Here is a 16,940-nt window from a genome sequence, read left to right on the forward strand (position 1 = left end):
ACTCAGAGCAGTGTCTTGCCGGAGTCCGCGGAGTGCTGCCCTGCAGGCAACACCATTTCCGCATGCCACAATTGCTCGAATTTTTTCACGGCCTGAGCGCGATGACTGAGGCGGTTCTTAACGTCGCGTGGCAACTGCGCCGAAGTCAGCTTTTCCGACTCCACGAAAAACAGCGGATCATAGCCAAAGCCCTGGTCCCCCAGTGGGTGGGTCAAAATCACACCCTGCCAGCGGGCGGTGCACACCAGCGGCACCGGATCTTCCGGGCTGCGCACAAAGGCCAACGCACAGTGGAAACTGGCTCCCCGCTGGGCCGTGGGCAGCCCCTCCAGGGCTTCTAGCAGTTTGCGGTTGTTGTCGTCATCGCTGGCCCCGCTGCCGGCGTAGCGGGCGGAATAAATCCCCGGGGCACCACCCAGGGCATCGACCGCGAGACCGGAATCGTCCGCCAGCGCCGGCAGGCCGCTGGCCTTGCTCGCGTGGCGCGCCTTGATCAGGGCATTTTCGATAAAACTGAGCCCGGTTTCTTCCGCCTCATCCTGCAAAAAGTCGGACTGTGGCAACACGGCGATCTGCCAACCGGCAAACAGCTGGGAAAATTCTTTCAGTTTGCCGGCATTGCCGCTGGCAAGAACGATTTTATCCATGGGGAAACTCGGGAGAGGAATCAGATCCGGAAAGCAAAACAGCGAGCCCAATCGCTCGCTGTGCATCAATGCAAACTATTCTCAGTTTTTGTGCAGCTGGCGTCTGAACATCAGCTCGCGTGTGCTGCCGTCAGGCAGCACCAGATCGATATTGAAGGTGAGGTTTTCTTCGTCTTCAAACCGCAGCGGCGCCAGGTAATAGACCGCGTTCTGGTCGCGGATTTCCTGGAAGTTCAGCGCGCGGGATTGCTGAATCAGATTGGTTGCATTGCCGGAAACCCCCACGCTCATGCCCTGGAGGTCGCCTTTTTTGGCCACAGAAATATTGACGAAGGCGCGGTCTTTCGCGCGCACCAGATTGTATTGGCGCGCAATATCCGGGGCAATAAAGTCGCTGTTGAAGACCGTGTAAGTCACCCGGTAATCACCGAAATCTTCGTGACTCTCGATCGTTTTGGCGGTCTGCGCCGCAGCCGCGACCGCCCAGAACAGCAAGGCCATGGAGATAAATACTGCGTAGAGACGTTTCACGGCGTCCTCCTTTCTAGTCATTCCAGCTATCTACTCGTTCCAGATATTCGGGGCCAGCTTCTCGGATTGAGCCCTAAGCACGGCGCGTTAAACCACTTTCAACCTTAATATTAGCGAGTCAGATGGTAAATCGCCGTTTCTCCGAACAAATTCGGCAAAAGGTCCTTCAGCACCCCGGAAACCGTGGACTCAGAGACTACCTGGCGGTGCAGAATCTGCCAGCCGTGCTCTTTGCACAGGACTTCAAAGTCTCTGAAAGTACAAAAGTGAATATTCGGCGTGTCGTACCATTCATATGGCAATAAGTCGGAAACCGGCATGCGCCCGGAAAATGCCAGGTGCCAACGGGCCTTCCACTGTCCGAAGTTGGGGAAGGTAATGATGCACTCACGCCCCACCCGCAGCATTTCTTCCACCACCAGATGGGGAGAACGCAACGTCTGCAACGCCTGGGTCATTACCACCGTATCGAAACTCTGGTCACCGAAATTGGACAGCCCCTGGTCCAGGTTCTGTTCCACCACGCTGACACCGCGCTCGACACATTTCTGAATCTGATCGGGGTCAATTTCCAGGCCGTAGCCGGAAACCTTTTTTTCTTTTGCCAACCGCTCCAGCAGTGCGCCATCACCACAGCCGAGATCCAGCACCCGGGAACGGGCGGGAATCCAGTTGTGGATGATATCGAGGTCCTTACGCATCATGGCTGCACCCCCTCCTTCGCTTCACCTGCCACATTGTTCATATAGGCCGCGAAGATTTTTTCGTAGCGGTCGTTGGGCAACAGGAATGCATCGTGGCCCATGGGCGACTCCACCTCGGCGTAAGTCACCGGCACATTGGCATGCATCAGCGCATCGGCAATTTCCCGCGAGCGCTCCGGCGCAAAGCGCCAGTCGGAGGTGAAGGATACCAGCAGGAATTTACTGCGCGCATGAGAAAACGCCTTCACCGCGTCGTCGTCATACTCCCGCGCCAGGTCGAAATAATCCAGGGCGCGGGTCATCAGAATGTAGGTATTGGGATCAAAGCTGCCGGAAAAGGAATCGCCCTGGTAGCGCAGGTAACTCTGCACCTGAAATTCCACCAGCTCTTCCACGCCCTGCTCGAAAGTGCCCGAGCGCAGCTCGCGACCAAATTTTTTGCCCAGACCATCATCCGACAGATAAGTGATATGCCCGATCATGCGCGCTACCGCCAGCCCATCGCGCGGCAGGGTTTCCGCTTCCTGATAACGGCCGTTGCGGAAATCCGGGTCCGAGGTAATCGCCTGGCGTGCGGTTTCATTGAAAGCAATATTCTGCGCAGACAACTTCATCGCCGACGCAATCACCACCGCGTGGCGCACCCGCTCGGGGTATTCCAGGGTCCAACGCATCGCCTGCATACCGCCAAGACTACCCCCCACTACCGCGGCCCACTGCTGAATACCAAGCAGGTCTGCCAGCTGCGCCTGGGAGTGCACCCAGTCCCGCGCCCGCAGCGGCGGGAAATCCGGGCCCCAGGGTTTACCGGTCGCAGGGTTGATGGACGATGGCCCGGTAGAGCCGTGACAACCACCGAGATTGTTCAGCGCCACCACGAAAAATTTGTCCGTATCGATCGGCTTGCCCGGGCCAATGTAGTGATCCCACCAGCCCGGACGCTTGTCCTCGGCCGTGTGGTAACCGGCCGCGTGATGATGCCCGGAAAGCGCATGGCAGATCAGAACGCCGTTGCTCTTGTCTGCGTTCAGAGTGCCGTAGGTTTCATACATCAGGGTGTATTCGTCCAGCACCCGGCCGCAGGCCAGTTTGAAAGGCCCGGGGAAAGTGTGGCTTTTAGGCTCGACGAGGCCAACAGAGTTGGCTGGAAATTCCGCCGCTGCGCCGGAATAGGAAGATTGCGCGTCCGTGGTCAAAATGCTTGTGCGTGTCTGGTTGGAGGGGCGACAAGTTTACGAAAGCTGGGGGCGGGAGTACACAGCCCCGGGTGGCGAACAAATCGCCACCCGGAAACGACATCAAGAAATAGCAGCCGCCTTCAATGGCGTGACATTGCTCGCAACCGGTGCCGGTGCAATTGGCTGGGGAGCGGTCTGGGTCTGCTTGAGCAGATCTTCCAGTGCCGTCAGCGCGCCGTGGTTGCGCACCAGCTCTTCTTCCAGTGCGCGCAAATCCGTACGCTTGCTCTGGGTCTTCTGCTTCAGCTCCGTCAGTTTGATCAGGTGACGATTCAGCAGATGCTTCTGGTACTGCACATGCTGTTTCAGCGGTTCCAGTACCTGCTCCAGCCAGCCATCCACCGAAGAAATCATCTGGCTGTACATACGCCCCACCTCATTCGCCAGCGTTGCCACAAAGCGCTCCGTCAGGCGGTTGCGGCGCGCCAGCAGCAACTGCGGCGAGCGACGCAACTGCGCCGCCTGGCGGTGCAGACCGCGCAGCGCCGCGCGGAACGCGTGGATATCAAAATGCTGCTCGGCAGAAATGATATTACTCAGAGTCGAACGATCGTAAATGGCATCCACCAGACGGTTGGCCTGGTCCACTTCCCGCTCGAGATTCATCAACTGGTGCTCAACGCCGCCCATAAAGCCGTCGATGGCGCGGGCCAGGCCCAGCGGCGACCAGCGCTCGATCAGTGCGCGGCGGGTCTCATCGATCAACTGCTGCAGCTGCTGGCTGGAAACTGGTGCCAGCAGTGACGCGCGCTGGCGCGACAGCATGCGCTGACTGGATTTGAGGGTGAGCAGCTCCTGGTGACAGAATTTGTGTTGCCCCTTGGCGGTCTGGTGCAGCTGTTTGAGCTCTTCCAGCTGGTCGGGGCTGGTGGAACCGTGGCGCTTCAGGTGCTCCAGGGTTGCGCGGCCGCTGTTGAGGCGACGCTTGAGCAGGTCGCGGGTATCCGCCATCAGCGTCAGCGCCTGGTGCAGGGAGCGATGGTTGGCCACCTTGTTGCGGTGATCCAACAGGCGCTGTACCAGCAGCTGCTCAAAATCGCCGAAGCAGCTCTGCTGCAAAAGCACCGGGTCGCGCTGGGCGCGGGCAAGCAGAGCCTTCTTGGCGGATACACCCACCACGTTTTCCTGCGGCAGATCCAGCAATTTGCTGACCTCTGCGCGCATCTTCCGCAGCATCTGGCCGGCATCTTCGTCCGGGTCGTCCCACAGCACATCAATTTTGTTCAGCAGCGCCATTACCGCAGTGCCACGATGTTCGCGCAGGGGCACCAGGTGGGTTTCCCACATATTCAGGTCGGTACCACTGACACCGGCGTCGGCAGACAGCAGGAAAGCCACCGCCTGGGCACTGGGCAGGGTAGACAGGGTCAGTTCCGGCTCATTGCCGAGCGCATTCAGCCCCGGGGTATCAATGATGCGCAGCCCCTGGGCCAGCAGTGGGTGCGGCAGGGATATCAACGCGTAACGCCAGGCGGGGATCTGCACCAGATTGCCATTGCCATCCAGGTGGCGGCGATCAAAGCCGTAGCGGGCGGCTTCTTCCGGGGTCACCGCCTTGGTGGCGGCCACTCTCATCAGGGCGTCGCGGGTGGCATCGGCGTCGTCGGGATCGAAATCGAAATTCACCCATTTCTGCGGAATGCGGCGAAAGCTCTCCAGGCTGGTATTGGTGGCCAGGGTCTCGATAGGCAGCAGACGCACCGAAGCCTGCTCGGTACCATCGCTGAAGATTTCCGTGGGGCACATGGTGGTGCGGCCGGGGCGCGACGGCAGCAGGCGCTTGCCGTAGGTGTGGGACAGCAGTGCGTTGATCAGCTCGGTCTTGCCGCGGGAAAACTCCCCAACCAGAGCGACGGTGAACTGGTCCTCGACCAGTAGCTGGCGAGCCTGCTGGACTACCTGGCGGGCGCCGGCAGAATTCGGAAAGTGCTCCTCCAGCCAGTGGCTGAAGGTATCAAACTGGCGATCCAACGCCTTTTTCCAGTGGTCGTAATCGGCAATGTGCTTGCGCAAGGTCGCATCTTCCATGTTATCTGTTCTTATTGTTACTACTTACGAATTTGTGGACCATTTTCCTGCATGCAGGCGTCAAGTTAAAGCCTGCGAATGGGGTTTCGCGAACTTGGTAGGGTCGGGAAGGAAGATTCGGGAGCGACTGACAGCTAAGTCAGCGTGGGGGCCGGTTAATCCGACCCCCGCCAAGACTCAAAACGGGATATGCCAGAAGAGGTTGTACACCAGCTGCGGCATTTGTGCGCTCTGGGCAAAACCAAGCAGCAGCTTGTCGGCCACTGTCAGCAGGATAAAGATAAAGATGGGGCTGATATCAATCACCCCCAGGGGGGGAATGATCTTGCGCACCGGCGCGTACAGCGGCTCCAGCAGCTGGCGCAGCAGCATCAGTGCGGGGTGGCTGCTCTGGGGTGCGACCCAGCTGACCACGATAGAAATCAGCATGCCGACAAACAGGATGGCGATCAGTGTCATCAGGCAGCCCAGCAGAGACCACAGCAGCGCGGACAAGGGGTTCAGCATGCCGGCACCGGCGAGAAAACCGGCCCCCATGATCATCACCCAGCCTACCAGCAGCGCGAGCACCAGGGACGCCATATCGATACCGAACATACCGGGAACAATCTTGCGCAGCGGACGCAGCAGCGGACTGGTGACTTTGACAATGCCCTGGGAAATGGGATTGTAGAAATCGGCGCGCCCCAACTGCAGCATAAAGCGCAGCAGTACCGCGAACAGGAACAGTACCCCGATTGTGGCGAGAATGAATACGCCGATATTACTGAAGGTGTTGACCATCAAAAGTCCTTTTACTTATCCAGTTCTTTCGCCATTTCTGCCGCGCGCGCGGCACAATCTGTCATCGCCTGCTCAACCAGTTGTGGCAGCCCGCCCTCCTGAAAGCGCTTGACCGCCCTCTCGGTGGTACCGTTGGGGGACATGACATTGCGCTTCAATTGCGCCACATCCACATCCGCGGCCACCGCAAGTTTCGCCGCGCCCAGAGCGGTTTGCAAGGTGAGGCGCTCGGCATCCGCGCGCGCCATACCGGCTTTTTCCGCCGCGTCGATCATCGATTCCATAAATTGAAAGTAGTAGGCCGGGCCGGAGCCGGAGACCGCGATGACCTGATCGATTCCGGATTCCTGCTCCACCCACAGTGCAATACCCACCGCATCGGCCATCTGGGTAGCGACGGACTTATTCTCATCGGTGACGCCGGCGCCCGCGTAGAGCCCAGTCACACCGGTGCCCACCAGTGCCGGGGTATTGGGCATGGCGCGAATAACCGGTACCCCCTCCCCCAGCCAACGCTGGTAGGCAGCCAGCGGAATGCCCGCTGCCAGGGTGATGACCAGAGGTTTGCGAGCACTCACATCGGGGGCAATCGCCTCGCACAGTTCTTTCATCACCTGCGGTTTGACCGACAGCACGATGACATCCGCATCTTTGATGGCCGCAAGGTTATCGGTACTGCCGTGCACGCCGGTGCGGTTGCAAAACTCCTTGAGCTTTTGCGCATCGCGACCGGTGGCCACAATCTTGTCTGCCGGATAGCCACTGGCGACCATGCCGCCGATTACTGCTCCGGCCATATTGCCGGCGCCGCCGATAAAGACCATTTTGGACGCTGTCACGAGTACCTCTTTTCGGAAATTTCATCGGGAAACATGGTTTTCATCCGCCAGTTTTCCACCGGATGAGAGACTCCAGCGGGCATATGGCGAATTTTTGGCGGCCAATCAACCCGATGCACGGGCACGGGCCGCCAATTGCTTGGCAGTACCGCCACCGCCTCATACCATGGGGGCGCCACAAAGAATAACAAGGAAAGCCCATGAAGCTACGTTCCCCAGGCACCACCCTCCACTGGCTGGCGCTCGCACTCGGTATTGGTATTAGCGCCGGCGCCACAAGTCTCTCGTTCGCCGCAGTCGAGAGCCGCACCCTCAACAACGGCAATCTGGTTCTCGAAGACATACCGGCAATACCGGCGCGCGTCGCCGATGACCTGAATCGCTATCAGAGCGTACGCTCCGCAGGGTTTGTCGGCTGGGTCGAAGGCGCGGAGGGACTCTACGTTTCCACCCGCTTTGGCGAGGTAAACCAGTTGCACCGGGTGGACCAACCCGGTGGCGCGCGGCGCCAGTTGACGTTTTTCCAGGAACCCGTAGGGCAAGTCAGCCCGCGCCCGGCGTTTTCCGATGTAGCATTCACCATGGATGCCGGTGGCAGTGAGGACTCTCAGATATTCCTGTTCGACCCCGCCAGCGGCGAAAGCCGTATGATTTCAGACGGCGAGTCCCGCAACGGCGCACTGGTGTGGAGTGAAGATGGCCAGTTCCTGGCGTACCAGAGCACTCGCCGCAACGGTCGCTCCAACGACCTCTGGATCACCCACTTCACCGGCAGCGGCCACACCAGCACTCTGGCGCTGGAATCACCGGACGGCAGCTGGTGGGGGCCTGCGGCCTTCAGTGCGGACAATCGCAAACTGCTGGTGCAGCAGTACATTTCCTCTACCAGCTCACTGGTACACCTGCTCGACCTGCAAAGCGGCCAGTTGCAGTCCATCGCCGGTGACGTCGACAGCGAATCCCGTAACGAATCCCGTAACTATGCGATGGGCTTCGCCGCCGACAACAAGGGCGTCTTTTACGTAAGCGACCGCAACGGTGAGTTTGCACAGTTGTTTTATCGCGATCTCGCCAGCGGTGACGATCAGGTCGTCACCGCCGACATCCCCTGGGATGTTACCAACCTGGCCCTCAGCGCAGACAAACGTCGCGGCGCATTCAGCGTCAACGAAGACGGTATCAGCCAACTGTATTTGTTTGACCCGCGCAGCCTGCGGTACCGCAAGGTGGATTCGCTGCCCATCGGGGTGATCGGTGGCCTCGAATTCGACGCCGAGGGCGAGCGCCTGGCGCTGTCACTCAACACCGCGAAAACGCCCACGGACACCTTTGTGCTCGACCTGCGTCGCAGCGCGCTGCGCGCCGGCGACCTGGTGCGCTGGACCTCAAGCGAGGTGGGCGGGCTGGATACCGACAAGTTCGTCGAGCCACAGCTGGTGCACTACCCCACCTTCGATCAGGTAGATGGCAAGCCGCGGCAGATTCCCGCCTTCGTTTATCGCCCGCGCAATGCCAAGGGCAAGAGCAAGAGCAATGAAAAGGTGCCGGTGGTGATCTCCATTCACGGCGGCCCAGAGGGCCAGTACCGCCCCTATTTCAGCAGCACCTATCAGCTGTGGCTGGAAAAACTGGGCGTCGCGGTCATCGCTCCCAATGTGCGCGGCTCAGCAGGCTATGGCAAAACGTACGTAGCCCTGGATAACGGCTTCAAACGCGAAGATTCGGTGCGGGATATTGGCGCTTTGCTGGACTGGATCGAGACACAACCGGATCTGGATGCAGATCGCGTGGCGGTGTTCGGCGGCAGTTACGGTGGCTACATGGTGCTGGCGAGCGCCATGCACTACAGCGATCGACTGCGTGCCGCTGTGGATATCGTCGGTATTTCCAACTTCGTCACCTTCCTGGAAAACACCCGCGACTATCGCCGCGACCTGCGCCGGGTGGAATACGGGGACGAGCGCGACACGGAAATGCGCAGCTTCCTGGAGAAGATAAGCCCCAGCAACAACGTAGAGAAAATCCGCGTACCCATCTTTGTTGCACAGGGAGAGAACGATCCGCGGGTTCCCGTCAGTGAGGCGGTGCAGATAGTCGCGGCACTGCGCGATGCCGAGCAACCGGTTTGGTATATGAATGCGCTGAATGAAGGCCACGGATACCGCAAGAAAGAGAACCGCGATATCTTCGCCCAGGCCACCGCGCTGTTCTTCTCCGAGCACCTGTTGGCCGAGCCGGTCTCCAGCTGGAAAGCCCCCACCGACAATGCCATTCAATCCGCAGAACTGAATCCGTGACCTAATCCGGATATCGCCCCAAAGGCGCGGCCGGGATCAGCCAATCATTACCTTGTGCTGAATCTCAGCCGCGCCGCCCAAAAATGTCGGTGCCGATCCGGACAATGGTGGCACCGCTGAAAATCGCCGCTTCCATATCCCCGGACATACCCATCGACAGCGTATCCAGCGGTTGACCCGGCAGCTGTGCCTTGAGGTCTTCCAGCAAACCGGCCAGCTGTACAAACGGTGTACGCTGGTCATCCGCCGCCCCGCGGGGCGCAGGGATAGCCATCAAGCCGCGCAGCTGCAGATTGGGCAGCGCCGCCACCGCGGCGGCCAGTTCCGGCAGTTTTTCCGGGGTCACCCCCGACTTGCTGTCTTCACCGTCGATATTGACCTGCAAGCACACGTTCAGCGGTGGCATATCCGCCGGCCGCTGCTCAGACAGGCGGCGCGCAATTTTTAACCGCTCCACCGTGTGCATCCAGTGAAAGTGCGCCGCCACATCGCGGGTCTTGTTGGATTGCAGCGGACCGATGAAATGCCAGGTGATGTCGCAGTCCGCCAGTTCCGCCTGCTTGTCCAGCGCCTCCTGCAGGTAATTCTCACCAAAATGGCGCTGGCCGGCGTCATACGCCGCCCGCAGATCCGCCACCGGGCGGGTTTTGGACACCGCCAGCAAGGTGACAGAATCGGCCTGCCGGTCACAACTACGGCAGGCTGTGACAATCCGCTCAGCAACGGAATTGAGGTTTTCGGGGATAGACCCTTTGCGCATATACTGGGACCCAAATTTTGCTCGGCGGGCATTCTATGCGCTCACAGCCCGCACGTCATATCGACAAGCATTCGTAAGAGAAGAATAAAGGGTAGCAGTATGGACATTACAGAACTCCTCGCCTTCAGTGCCAAGCAGAACGCCTCCGACTTGCACCTCTCCGCGGGCCTGCCACCCATGATCCGGGTCGATGGCGACGTGCGCCGTATCAACCTGCCGCCCATGGAGCACAAGCAGGTGCACGGCCTGATCTACGAGATCATGAACGACAAGCAGCGCAAGGACTACGAAGAGTTCCTCGAGACCGACTTCTCCTTCGAAGTCCCCGGTGTCGCCCGCTTCCGTGTGAACGCCTTCAACCACAACCGCGGCGCCGGCGCCGTATTCCGGACCATTCCCTCCAAGGTACTGACCATGGAAGATCTCGGAATGGGCCAGGTGTTCAAGCAGATCTCCGACACTCCCCGCGGCCTGGTACTGGTCACCGGCCCCACCGGCTCCGGTAAGTCCACCTCACTGGCCGCGATGATCGACTACATCAACGACAACAAATACGAGCATATCCTCACCGTCGAAGACCCGATCGAATTCGTGCACGAATCCAAAAAGTGCCTGGTCAACCAGCGGGAAGTGCACCGCGACACCCACGGCTTCTCCGAAGCCCTGCGCTCCGCACTGCGTGAAGACCCGGACATCATCCTCGTGGGTGAGATGCGAGACCTCGAAACCATCCGCCTGGCACTGACCGCCGCGGAAACCGGCCACCTGGTATTCGGCACCCTGCACACCACCTCCGCCGCCAAAACCATCGACCGGGTTGTCGACGTATTCCCGGCGCAGGAAAAAGCCATGGTGCGCTCCATGCTGTCGGAATCCCTGCAGGCGGTAATTTCCCAGACCCTGCTCAAGCGCAATGGCGGCGGCCGTGTCGCCGCCCACGAAATCATGCGCGGCACCCCGGCCATCCGGAACCTCATCCGCGAAGATAAAATCGCGCAGATGTACTCCGCCATCCAGACCGGTGCCAACGTGGGTATGCAGACCATGGACCAGTGCCTGCAGGAACTGGTGGAGAAACGTATCATCAGCCGCGAAACCGCGCGCGAAAAAGCGAAAATGCCAGAAAACTTTTAATCAATGAGCGTCGCTACTCGAAACAAGCGAACGCTTACAAAGTACAAATTTTCAAATTGAAGGCCGGGTGCCGGGTGCGGGTTTTCAGGATCGTCGGCAACAGGGATGTTGCCGACGAAGCGTACAGGGATGTATTCACAGCGGTCCTGAAAACCCGCACCCGGTGCCCGGCCGCCACCGGGCTTGCTTCAAAGCTCCTCGGACCAGAACACGACCAGCCAAGGCGGTAAATAAAAAATGGAAATCGAACGACTCCTGCAACTGGTGACCGAAAAAGGCGCCTCCGACCTGTTCATCACCGCCGGTGTACCGCCGTCCATCAAACTGCACGGCAAAATTGTCCCCGTCAGCACCTCCGCCCTGACCCCGGAAAAAGCCCGGGAAATGGTCGTCAGCATCATGAACGACCGCCAGAAAAAAGAATTCGCCGAAAGCAAAGAACTCAACTTCGCCATCTCCGTGCGCAACGTCGGCCGCTTCCGGGTATCCGCCTTCTTCCAGCGCAACCTCGTCGGCATGGTACTGCGTCGGATTGAAACCAAAATCCCCACCATCGACGGACTGGGACTGCCAGAACAGCTCAAAGAACTGGCCATGACCAAACGCGGCCTGATCATCTTCGTGGGCGCCACCGGTACCGGTAAATCCACCTCGCTCGCCTCCATGATCGGCCACCGCAATGAGCACTCCAAGGGCCACATCATCTCCATCGAAGACCCCATCGAATTCATCCACCAGCACCGCGGCTGCATCGTCACCCAGCGCGAAGTGGGCCTGGATACCGAATCCTTCGAAACCGCCCTGAAAAATACTCTGCGACAGGCCCCCGACGTCATCCTCATTGGTGAGGTCCGCTCTCGCGAAACCATGGACCACGCCATCGCCTTCGCCGAAACCGGCCACCTGTGCCTGTGTACCCTGCACGCCAACAACGCGAACCAGGCGCTGGACCGGATCATCCACTTCTTCCCCGCTGACCGTCACCAGCAACTGTGGATGGACCTGTCGCTTAACCTGCAGGCCATGGTCGCCCAGCAGCTGGTACCGACCCCGGACGGCGATGGCCGCCGCGCCTGTCTCGAGATCATGATCAACACCCCGCTGATGTCAGACCTGATCCGCAAGGGCGAAGTACACAAAATGAAGGAGCTGATGAAGCGCTCCGTCGAGCAGGGTATGCAGACCTTCGACCAGGCCCTGTACGAACTCTACGACCGCGGCGAAATCACCTACGAAGACGCCCTCGCCCACGCCGACTCCGCCAACGACCTGCGCCTGATGATCAAGCTCAAGTCCGAGTCCGACGCCGAGTACCTCAACAGCGCGGCCGACGAACTGAGCCTCGCCAGCGACACCGACTCCGGCGGTGCACCAAGCATTTATTAAGCGTCCAGCTCAGAAAATTTACAGGGCAGGTGCGGCAACGCCCCTGCCCTTTTTTATCCAGGAAATACCCGATTGAAAGACCAGGAAAAAATCGCATTGATCACCGGCGGCAGCCGTGGCATCGGCGCCGCCACTGCCCGATTACTGGCCGCCCGCGGCTACAACCTGTGCATCAGTTACCGCGCGCGAAAGTCCGCTGCTGATGCGCTACTGGAGGAAATTTCCAGATTCGACATTCGCGCCATTGCGGTACAGGCCGACATTTCCAGCGAAGCCGATGTCGAGCGGTTGTTTGGCACCGTAGATAGCGAACTGGGCCCGATCAGCGCACTGGTGAATAATGCCGGCATGCTGCTGCAGCAATCCCGCGTCGAGCGAATGACCGCGGAGCGCATCAATCGCATACTACAAACCAATGTCACCGGCACCCTGCTCTGCTGCCGCGAAGCGATCAAACGCATGTCGACAACATTCGGCGGCAATGGCGGTGCCATCGTCAATGTCTCATCCGGTGCCGCCCGCAGTGGCTCCCCCAATGAATACATCGACTACGCCGCCAGCAAGGGCGCGGTCGACACCCTCACGATCGGGCTGAGCAAAGAAGTCGCGCAGGATGGCATCCGTGTAAATGGTGTGCGCCCCGGACTGATTGATACCGAGATGCACAGCGACGGTGGCGAGCCCGCCCGCATCGATCGGCTCAAATCCAATATTCCGCTGGGCCGTGGCGGCCAGCCGCAGGAGGTGGCCGGGGCCATTACCTGGTTGCTCAGCGACGAAGCCTCTTTCACAACCGGCAGCTTTATCGATACCACCGGTGGGCTATAAAGCCGTGAAAATCGCCATGAAAGCAGCCATGAAATTTGTCTTCATTTGCAGCATTGCCCTGGCAGCGCTACTGGCCGGCTGCGATGATAAATATCCCGACCAGATCTTTATCAACACCACCGTTGTTACCCTGAACCCGACAAACGACATTGCAGAAGCCCTGGCCACAAAAAATGGCCGTATTGTCGCGGTTGGAAAGCGACAGGATCTTGCCGCACTGGCGGGCCCGACCACCGAAGTCATCGACCTCAAAGGCAAGACCCTGCTGCCGGGATTTGTTGCCGCCCACGAGCACCCGGCCATCAGTGCCGTATTCCGCAACTTTATTGACATGAGCGGCTTTCGCCACGCCTCCGCAGACGCTGCGTGGCAGGCACTGAAACAATCCATAGACGCGACACCTAAAGGCGAGTGGGTTTACGCCAAAGGGCTTGATCCGGTGTTGCTCGCCGGCCTGCAACCACCGACACGACAACAGCTGGATACACTTGCCCCCGAAAACCCGGTGTTTATTCTCTCCCAGAGCATGCACACCGCCTGGGTCAATTCCGCGGCGCTGGCGGCAATGGAAATTGACGAGCAATCCCCCGATCCCGGCGAGGGCTCTTACTACGGGCGCGACGACAGCGGACGCCTCAATGGGCTGTTGGTAGAAAAGCAGGCGCTGGAGCCGTTTATTGCACCGCACAAAAGCCCGCTGAAACTCGTTTCTGCCTATGAAGCGGAACTCGATGACCTGCGCGCGGCCGGCTATACCAGCGTCGCCTCATTAGGCTTCAATGTCCCAGCCTGGCTGGCAAGGTGGACCGCCAGTGATCATCTGAAACCGCGCATCCGCCAGTTTTTTTACTACCGCGGGGAAAACCTCGCCAAGCTCGATGGCCAACCGCAAACCGACGGCGACGCCTTTCGGATACTCGGGGCAAAATTCTGGTACGACGGTTCGCCCTACAGTGGCAGCATGGTGGTGGAGCAGCCATACCAGGACAGTACTCTGGCGCAACAGTTGGGAATTGCCCACGGCAGCCACGGCGAACCGGTGGTAACCCCGCAGGAATTGCAGCAAAAAATTTCAGAATTGAGCGGGCGCGGCTGGCAGATTGCCATTCATGTGCAGGGGGATAGAGCCGCGCGGGAATACCTGCAGATTCTGCGTAACCATATCGAAACTTTACCCCTCGAGGAGCGGCAGGCCTTTATCGCCCGTCGCCATCGTCTGGAACACGGATTGCTACTGGGTAAAGACCTGCTGCCGGCGTTTGCGGCGCTGGGCATTACGCCCAGCTTCCATATCAATCATCTCTACTACTATGGCGATGCATTGAAAGACGAACTGTTGGGCGTCCCGCGCGCCGAAAACATACTACCGCTGAAAACGGCATTCGACCTCGGCATGCACCCCACACTGCACGCCGATAGCCCGATGTTTCCGGCGCAGCCTTTCAGCCTGATGCAGACCGCCATTCGTCGCGAATCGCGCGCGGGCACCCTGATCGGCGCCGACGAAGCCATTACGCCATTGCAGGCGCTGCGCGCCATGACCATCAATGCTGCCTGGCAACTGGGCATGGAAAAAGACATAGGTTCGCTGGAAGCGGGGAAATTCGCGGATCTGGTGATTGTGGATAAAAATCCACTGACGACGCCGGCGTTACACTGGCGAGAGATTCGTGTACAGGAAACCCGGATTGCCGGCAGGCGCTAGCGGCAGGCTCAGGCCATTTCCGACAACAGGGATTTGATACCGGGCAGCAAGCGTCGGGAGACGGGCGGCATCAGCGCACACTCGCTGAGCGTTATCCGGTAGCCATCGTCCACTTTCTGCAAGCCGGTGATGTACTCCCGCGCCACTATCGCGCTGCGATGCACCCGCACGAAGCGCTCGCCGAATTCTGCCTCCAGCTCCTTGAGCGATTCATCCAGCAGTGTTTCACCGCCACTGTGGTGGGCAATTACGTATTTGTCTTCGGCAATCAGGCAGCGAATATCCTCCACATCCAGCAACTGCACGCCGCGGCGGCTCACCGCCCTGATCTGGCGGCGGCCGGCGGCGATAGCCGATGTTTTGGTTTCAGCCTGTGGCTGGTTTTTCAGTTGCGGTTTGCTCAGTCTTCGCGCCTGGGCAACCGCCTGTGCCAGCTGCTCCACATTGACGGGCTTGAGCAGGTAACCCGATGCAGCAACCGCGAAGGCAGGGAGCGCAAACTCGTCGTGGGCGGTGCAGAAAATGATGGCGGGTGGGTTCGGGCGGGCGGAAATTTGTTGGGCGAGTTGGAGCCCGTTTTCTCCGGGCATTTCGATATCCAATAACAACAGGTCCGGGTCGAGTAGATCCAGCTGTTGTAATGCGCTTTCCCCATCGGCAGCTTCTCCCAGCAGTTGGCAACCATCAATAGTCTGCAACTGTCGGGCCAGTCTGGCCCGCGCCAGCGGCTCGTCATCGACGATCAGCACACCGAGCTTCTGCCTGGAGTCACTCACCGGTGACCTCCTCGGGCTTTTGTCGCTTCTGCTCTGGTGCCTGTGCTGGCTTCAGCAATTGTCCGGCTCTATCTGTCGGCGAAGGTGTTGGCAGGCGTACCGGCAGGGATAGTTCCACGCGATAACTACCGTCGCGGGCTTCCGCGTGAAAGCGGAAAGCGTTGCCGTAATACGCGCTGAGACGCTGGCGAATATTATCCATCGCCATCCCGTTGCCGGCACTTATGCCGGTGACGTTTTCGGTCTCAACGTTCTCTTTACCAACCTTCCCTTCAGATACTGCAATAGGATTTTCAATCGACAATAGCAGTTCGCCACGCTCTCTGCCAATGACATTTGTGCGAAGCGCAATTTGAATGGTGCCGCCAGTACGCAAGCGCGCAACGCCGTGCAGCACGGCATTTTCCAGCAGCGGCTGCAGCAGCATGGAGGGCAACTCGACGCCCGCGGGCAGCGGTTCGATTTGCCACTGTTGTTGCAGGCGGCCGCCCAAACGCAGGGATTCAATTTCGAGATAACGCCTGGCCAGCGCAATTTCCTGCTCCACAGGCACCAATTTTGAGTCTGCCAGTGACGCGCGAAATAAAGCGCAGAGATCTTCCACCAGTTTTTCCGCGCGCTCTGCATCCACTGCAATCAGACTGGCGAGGCTGTTCATACTGTTGAACAGAAAATGTGGGCGAATACGCGACTGCAACGCCTCTATACGCGCGCCCAGCTCTGCCTGCTGCTGGTTGTGTAGTTGCTGCTGCACATAGGCGTAGCGCAGCACCACACCGGCGCAGATGGCGCCGACCAGCAGATTGGCCAGCAGTGCCCAATAATCGATGGCGGTGCCCGCCATATCCGCCAACCACCAGTGCTGCACCCCCAGTACCGTCACCAGTACCCCCAGCACGCAGCCGTAACTGAACGCGGCCGCGACTTTGTGGGATTGGCGGTGGGACAGGCGCGCAAGATACGGGCGCAAGCGGCAGAGAATGGCCGCAGAGGGCAGGATCGCCCATTGAATGGTCAGGGAGACCAGCCCCAGTCGCTGCCAGTTGAGGGGATTGAGGCCATCGGTGGTCAGCACCAGCACCAGCGCCAGCAGCTCGCCCATCAAGACCAGGGCGGCAACACCGGTCACATTGCACAGGTCCGGCAGGAACGGTGCCGGCGCATCAGCCCCCGGGAGACCAGGCTGCGGGCGCGCAGAATCTTTGCCATCGGGGGCAATTTCGCGAATTTGCTGCGCTATAATGCCCGCCGCTTGCGCGGGCCGGGAAGATGTCATACCACTTT

At 59.5% G+C, this 16,940-nt stretch carries 15 protein-coding genes; 5 read left to right on the forward strand and 10 right to left on the reverse strand.

The window, feature by feature from the left end:
* Positions 1 to 2: 2 nt before the first annotated feature.
* From rdgB to proC, 7 genes are all read right to left on the reverse strand, one after another.
* Positions 3 to 647, reverse strand: coding sequence for an RdgB/HAM1 family non-canonical purine NTP pyrophosphatase (gene rdgB / locus GRX76_RS01760; protein ID WP_160151724.1), 645 nt, complete (start codon positions 645 to 647; stop codon positions 3 to 5).
* Positions 648 to 728: 81 nt separating this feature from the next.
* Positions 729 to 1,178, reverse strand: coding sequence for a DUF4426 domain-containing protein (locus tag GRX76_RS01765; protein ID WP_160151725.1), 450 nt, complete (start codon positions 1,176 to 1,178; stop codon positions 729 to 731).
* Positions 1,179 to 1,288: 110 nt separating this feature from the next.
* Entirely contained in the window at positions 1,289 to 1,879 is a 591-nt protein-coding gene (metW, locus tag GRX76_RS01770) for a methionine biosynthesis protein MetW (protein ID WP_160154761.1), read from the reverse strand.
* On the reverse strand, positions 1,879 to 3,078 hold the full coding sequence (locus GRX76_RS01775) for a homoserine O-acetyltransferase (protein ID WP_160151726.1): 1,200 nt from the start codon (positions 3,076 to 3,078) through the stop codon (positions 1,879 to 1,881). The genes metW and GRX76_RS01775 overlap by 1 nt, the downstream gene beginning before the upstream one ends.
* 102 nt (positions 3,079 to 3,180) lie before the next feature.
* Positions 3,181 to 5,148, reverse strand: a complete 1,968-nt coding sequence (locus GRX76_RS01780; protein ID WP_160151727.1) for a dynamin family protein — start codon at positions 5,146 to 5,148, stop codon at positions 3,181 to 3,183.
* A 177-nt stretch (positions 5,149 to 5,325) separates the two neighbouring features.
* Positions 5,326 to 5,931 (reverse strand): YggT family protein, encoded by a 606-nt coding sequence (locus GRX76_RS01785; RefSeq protein ID WP_160151728.1) that lies wholly within the window; start codon positions 5,929 to 5,931, stop codon positions 5,326 to 5,328.
* A gap of 11 nt (positions 5,932 to 5,942) precedes the next feature.
* A complete protein-coding gene (proC, locus tag GRX76_RS01790; protein WP_236250509.1) occupies positions 5,943 to 6,770 on the reverse strand; it encodes a pyrroline-5-carboxylate reductase in 828 nt (275 codons plus the stop codon).
* Between the two features lie 200 nt (positions 6,771 to 6,970).
* Between proC and GRX76_RS01795 the strand changes: the two genes are divergently transcribed.
* Positions 6,971 to 9,067 carry an alpha/beta fold hydrolase gene (locus tag GRX76_RS01795; RefSeq protein ID WP_160151729.1) on the forward strand — a complete coding sequence of 699 codons (2,097 nt, stop codon included), beginning with the start codon at positions 6,971 to 6,973 and terminating at the stop codon, positions 9,065 to 9,067.
* A 64-nt stretch (positions 9,068 to 9,131) separates the two neighbouring features.
* Here the strand turns inward: GRX76_RS01795 and GRX76_RS01800 are convergent, their stop codons facing one another.
* Positions 9,132 to 9,827: a YggS family pyridoxal phosphate-dependent enzyme gene (locus tag GRX76_RS01800; protein WP_160151730.1), complete on the reverse strand. Its 696-nt coding sequence runs from the start codon at positions 9,825 to 9,827 to the stop codon at positions 9,132 to 9,134.
* A 99-nt stretch (positions 9,828 to 9,926) separates the two neighbouring features.
* On the opposite strand from GRX76_RS01800, the gene GRX76_RS01805 reads away from it, so the two are divergent.
* The 4 genes from GRX76_RS01805 (at position 9,927) to GRX76_RS01820 (ending at position 14,880) form a co-directional block, all read left to right on the forward strand.
* On the forward strand, positions 9,927 to 10,961 hold the full coding sequence (locus tag GRX76_RS01805; protein WP_160151731.1) for a type IV pilus twitching motility protein PilT: 1,035 nt from the start codon (positions 9,927 to 9,929) through the stop codon (positions 10,959 to 10,961).
* A gap of 237 nt (positions 10,962 to 11,198) precedes the next feature.
* On the forward strand, positions 11,199 to 12,347 hold the full coding sequence (locus GRX76_RS01810; RefSeq protein WP_160151732.1) for a PilT/PilU family type 4a pilus ATPase: 1,149 nt from the start codon (positions 11,199 to 11,201) through the stop codon (positions 12,345 to 12,347).
* Between the two features lie 72 nt (positions 12,348 to 12,419).
* Positions 12,420 to 13,175: an SDR family oxidoreductase gene (locus GRX76_RS01815; RefSeq protein WP_160151733.1), complete on the forward strand. Its 756-nt coding sequence runs from the start codon at positions 12,420 to 12,422 to the stop codon at positions 13,173 to 13,175.
* Between the two features lie 28 nt (positions 13,176 to 13,203).
* A complete protein-coding gene (locus GRX76_RS01820; RefSeq protein ID WP_160151734.1) occupies positions 13,204 to 14,880 on the forward strand; it encodes an amidohydrolase in 1,677 nt (558 codons plus the stop codon).
* An 8-nt stretch (positions 14,881 to 14,888) separates the two neighbouring features.
* On the opposite strand, the gene GRX76_RS01825 is transcribed toward GRX76_RS01820, so the two are convergent.
* A complete protein-coding gene (locus GRX76_RS01825) occupies positions 14,889 to 15,656 on the reverse strand; it encodes a LytTR family DNA-binding domain-containing protein (RefSeq protein ID WP_160151735.1) in 768 nt (255 codons plus the stop codon).
* Positions 15,649 to 16,932, reverse strand: a complete 1,284-nt coding sequence (locus tag GRX76_RS01830; RefSeq protein WP_160151736.1) for a sensor histidine kinase — start codon at positions 16,930 to 16,932, stop codon at positions 15,649 to 15,651. The genes GRX76_RS01825 and GRX76_RS01830 overlap by 8 nt, the downstream gene beginning before the upstream one ends.
* Positions 16,933 to 16,940 lie beyond the last annotated feature (8 nt).

It is taken from the genome of Microbulbifer sp. ALW1 (genome assembly GCF_009903625.1).
Classification (GTDB): Bacteria; Pseudomonadota; Gammaproteobacteria; order Pseudomonadales; family Cellvibrionaceae; genus Microbulbifer.

Coding starts and splice junctions, on each gene's coding strand:
- metW (WP_160154761.1), bottom strand. CDS start 1,879: ATGCGTAAGGACCTCGATATCATCCACAACTGGATTCCCGCCCGTTCC.
- rdgB (WP_160151724.1), bottom strand. CDS start 647: ATGGATAAAATCGTTCTTGCCAGCGGCAATGCCGGCAAACTGAAAGAA.
- GRX76_RS01780 (WP_160151727.1), bottom strand. CDS start 5,148: ATGGAAGATGCGACCTTGCGCAAGCACATTGCCGATTACGACCACTGG.
- GRX76_RS01820 (WP_160151734.1), top strand. CDS start 13,204: ATGAAATTTGTCTTCATTTGCAGCATTGCCCTGGCAGCGCTACTGGCC.
- GRX76_RS01785 (WP_160151728.1), bottom strand. CDS start 5,931: ATGGTCAACACCTTCAGTAATATCGGCGTATTCATTCTCGCCACAATC.
- GRX76_RS01795 (WP_160151729.1), top strand. CDS start 6,971: ATGAAGCTACGTTCCCCAGGCACCACCCTCCACTGGCTGGCGCTCGCA.
- GRX76_RS01805 (WP_160151731.1), top strand. CDS start 9,927: ATGGACATTACAGAACTCCTCGCCTTCAGTGCCAAGCAGAACGCCTCC.
- GRX76_RS01830 (WP_160151736.1), bottom strand. CDS start 16,932: ATGACATCTTCCCGGCCCGCGCAAGCGGCGGGCATTATAGCGCAGCAA.
- GRX76_RS01800 (WP_160151730.1), bottom strand. CDS start 9,827: ATGCGCAAAGGGTCTATCCCCGAAAACCTCAATTCCGTTGCTGAGCGG.
- GRX76_RS01810 (WP_160151732.1), top strand. CDS start 11,199: ATGGAAATCGAACGACTCCTGCAACTGGTGACCGAAAAAGGCGCCTCC.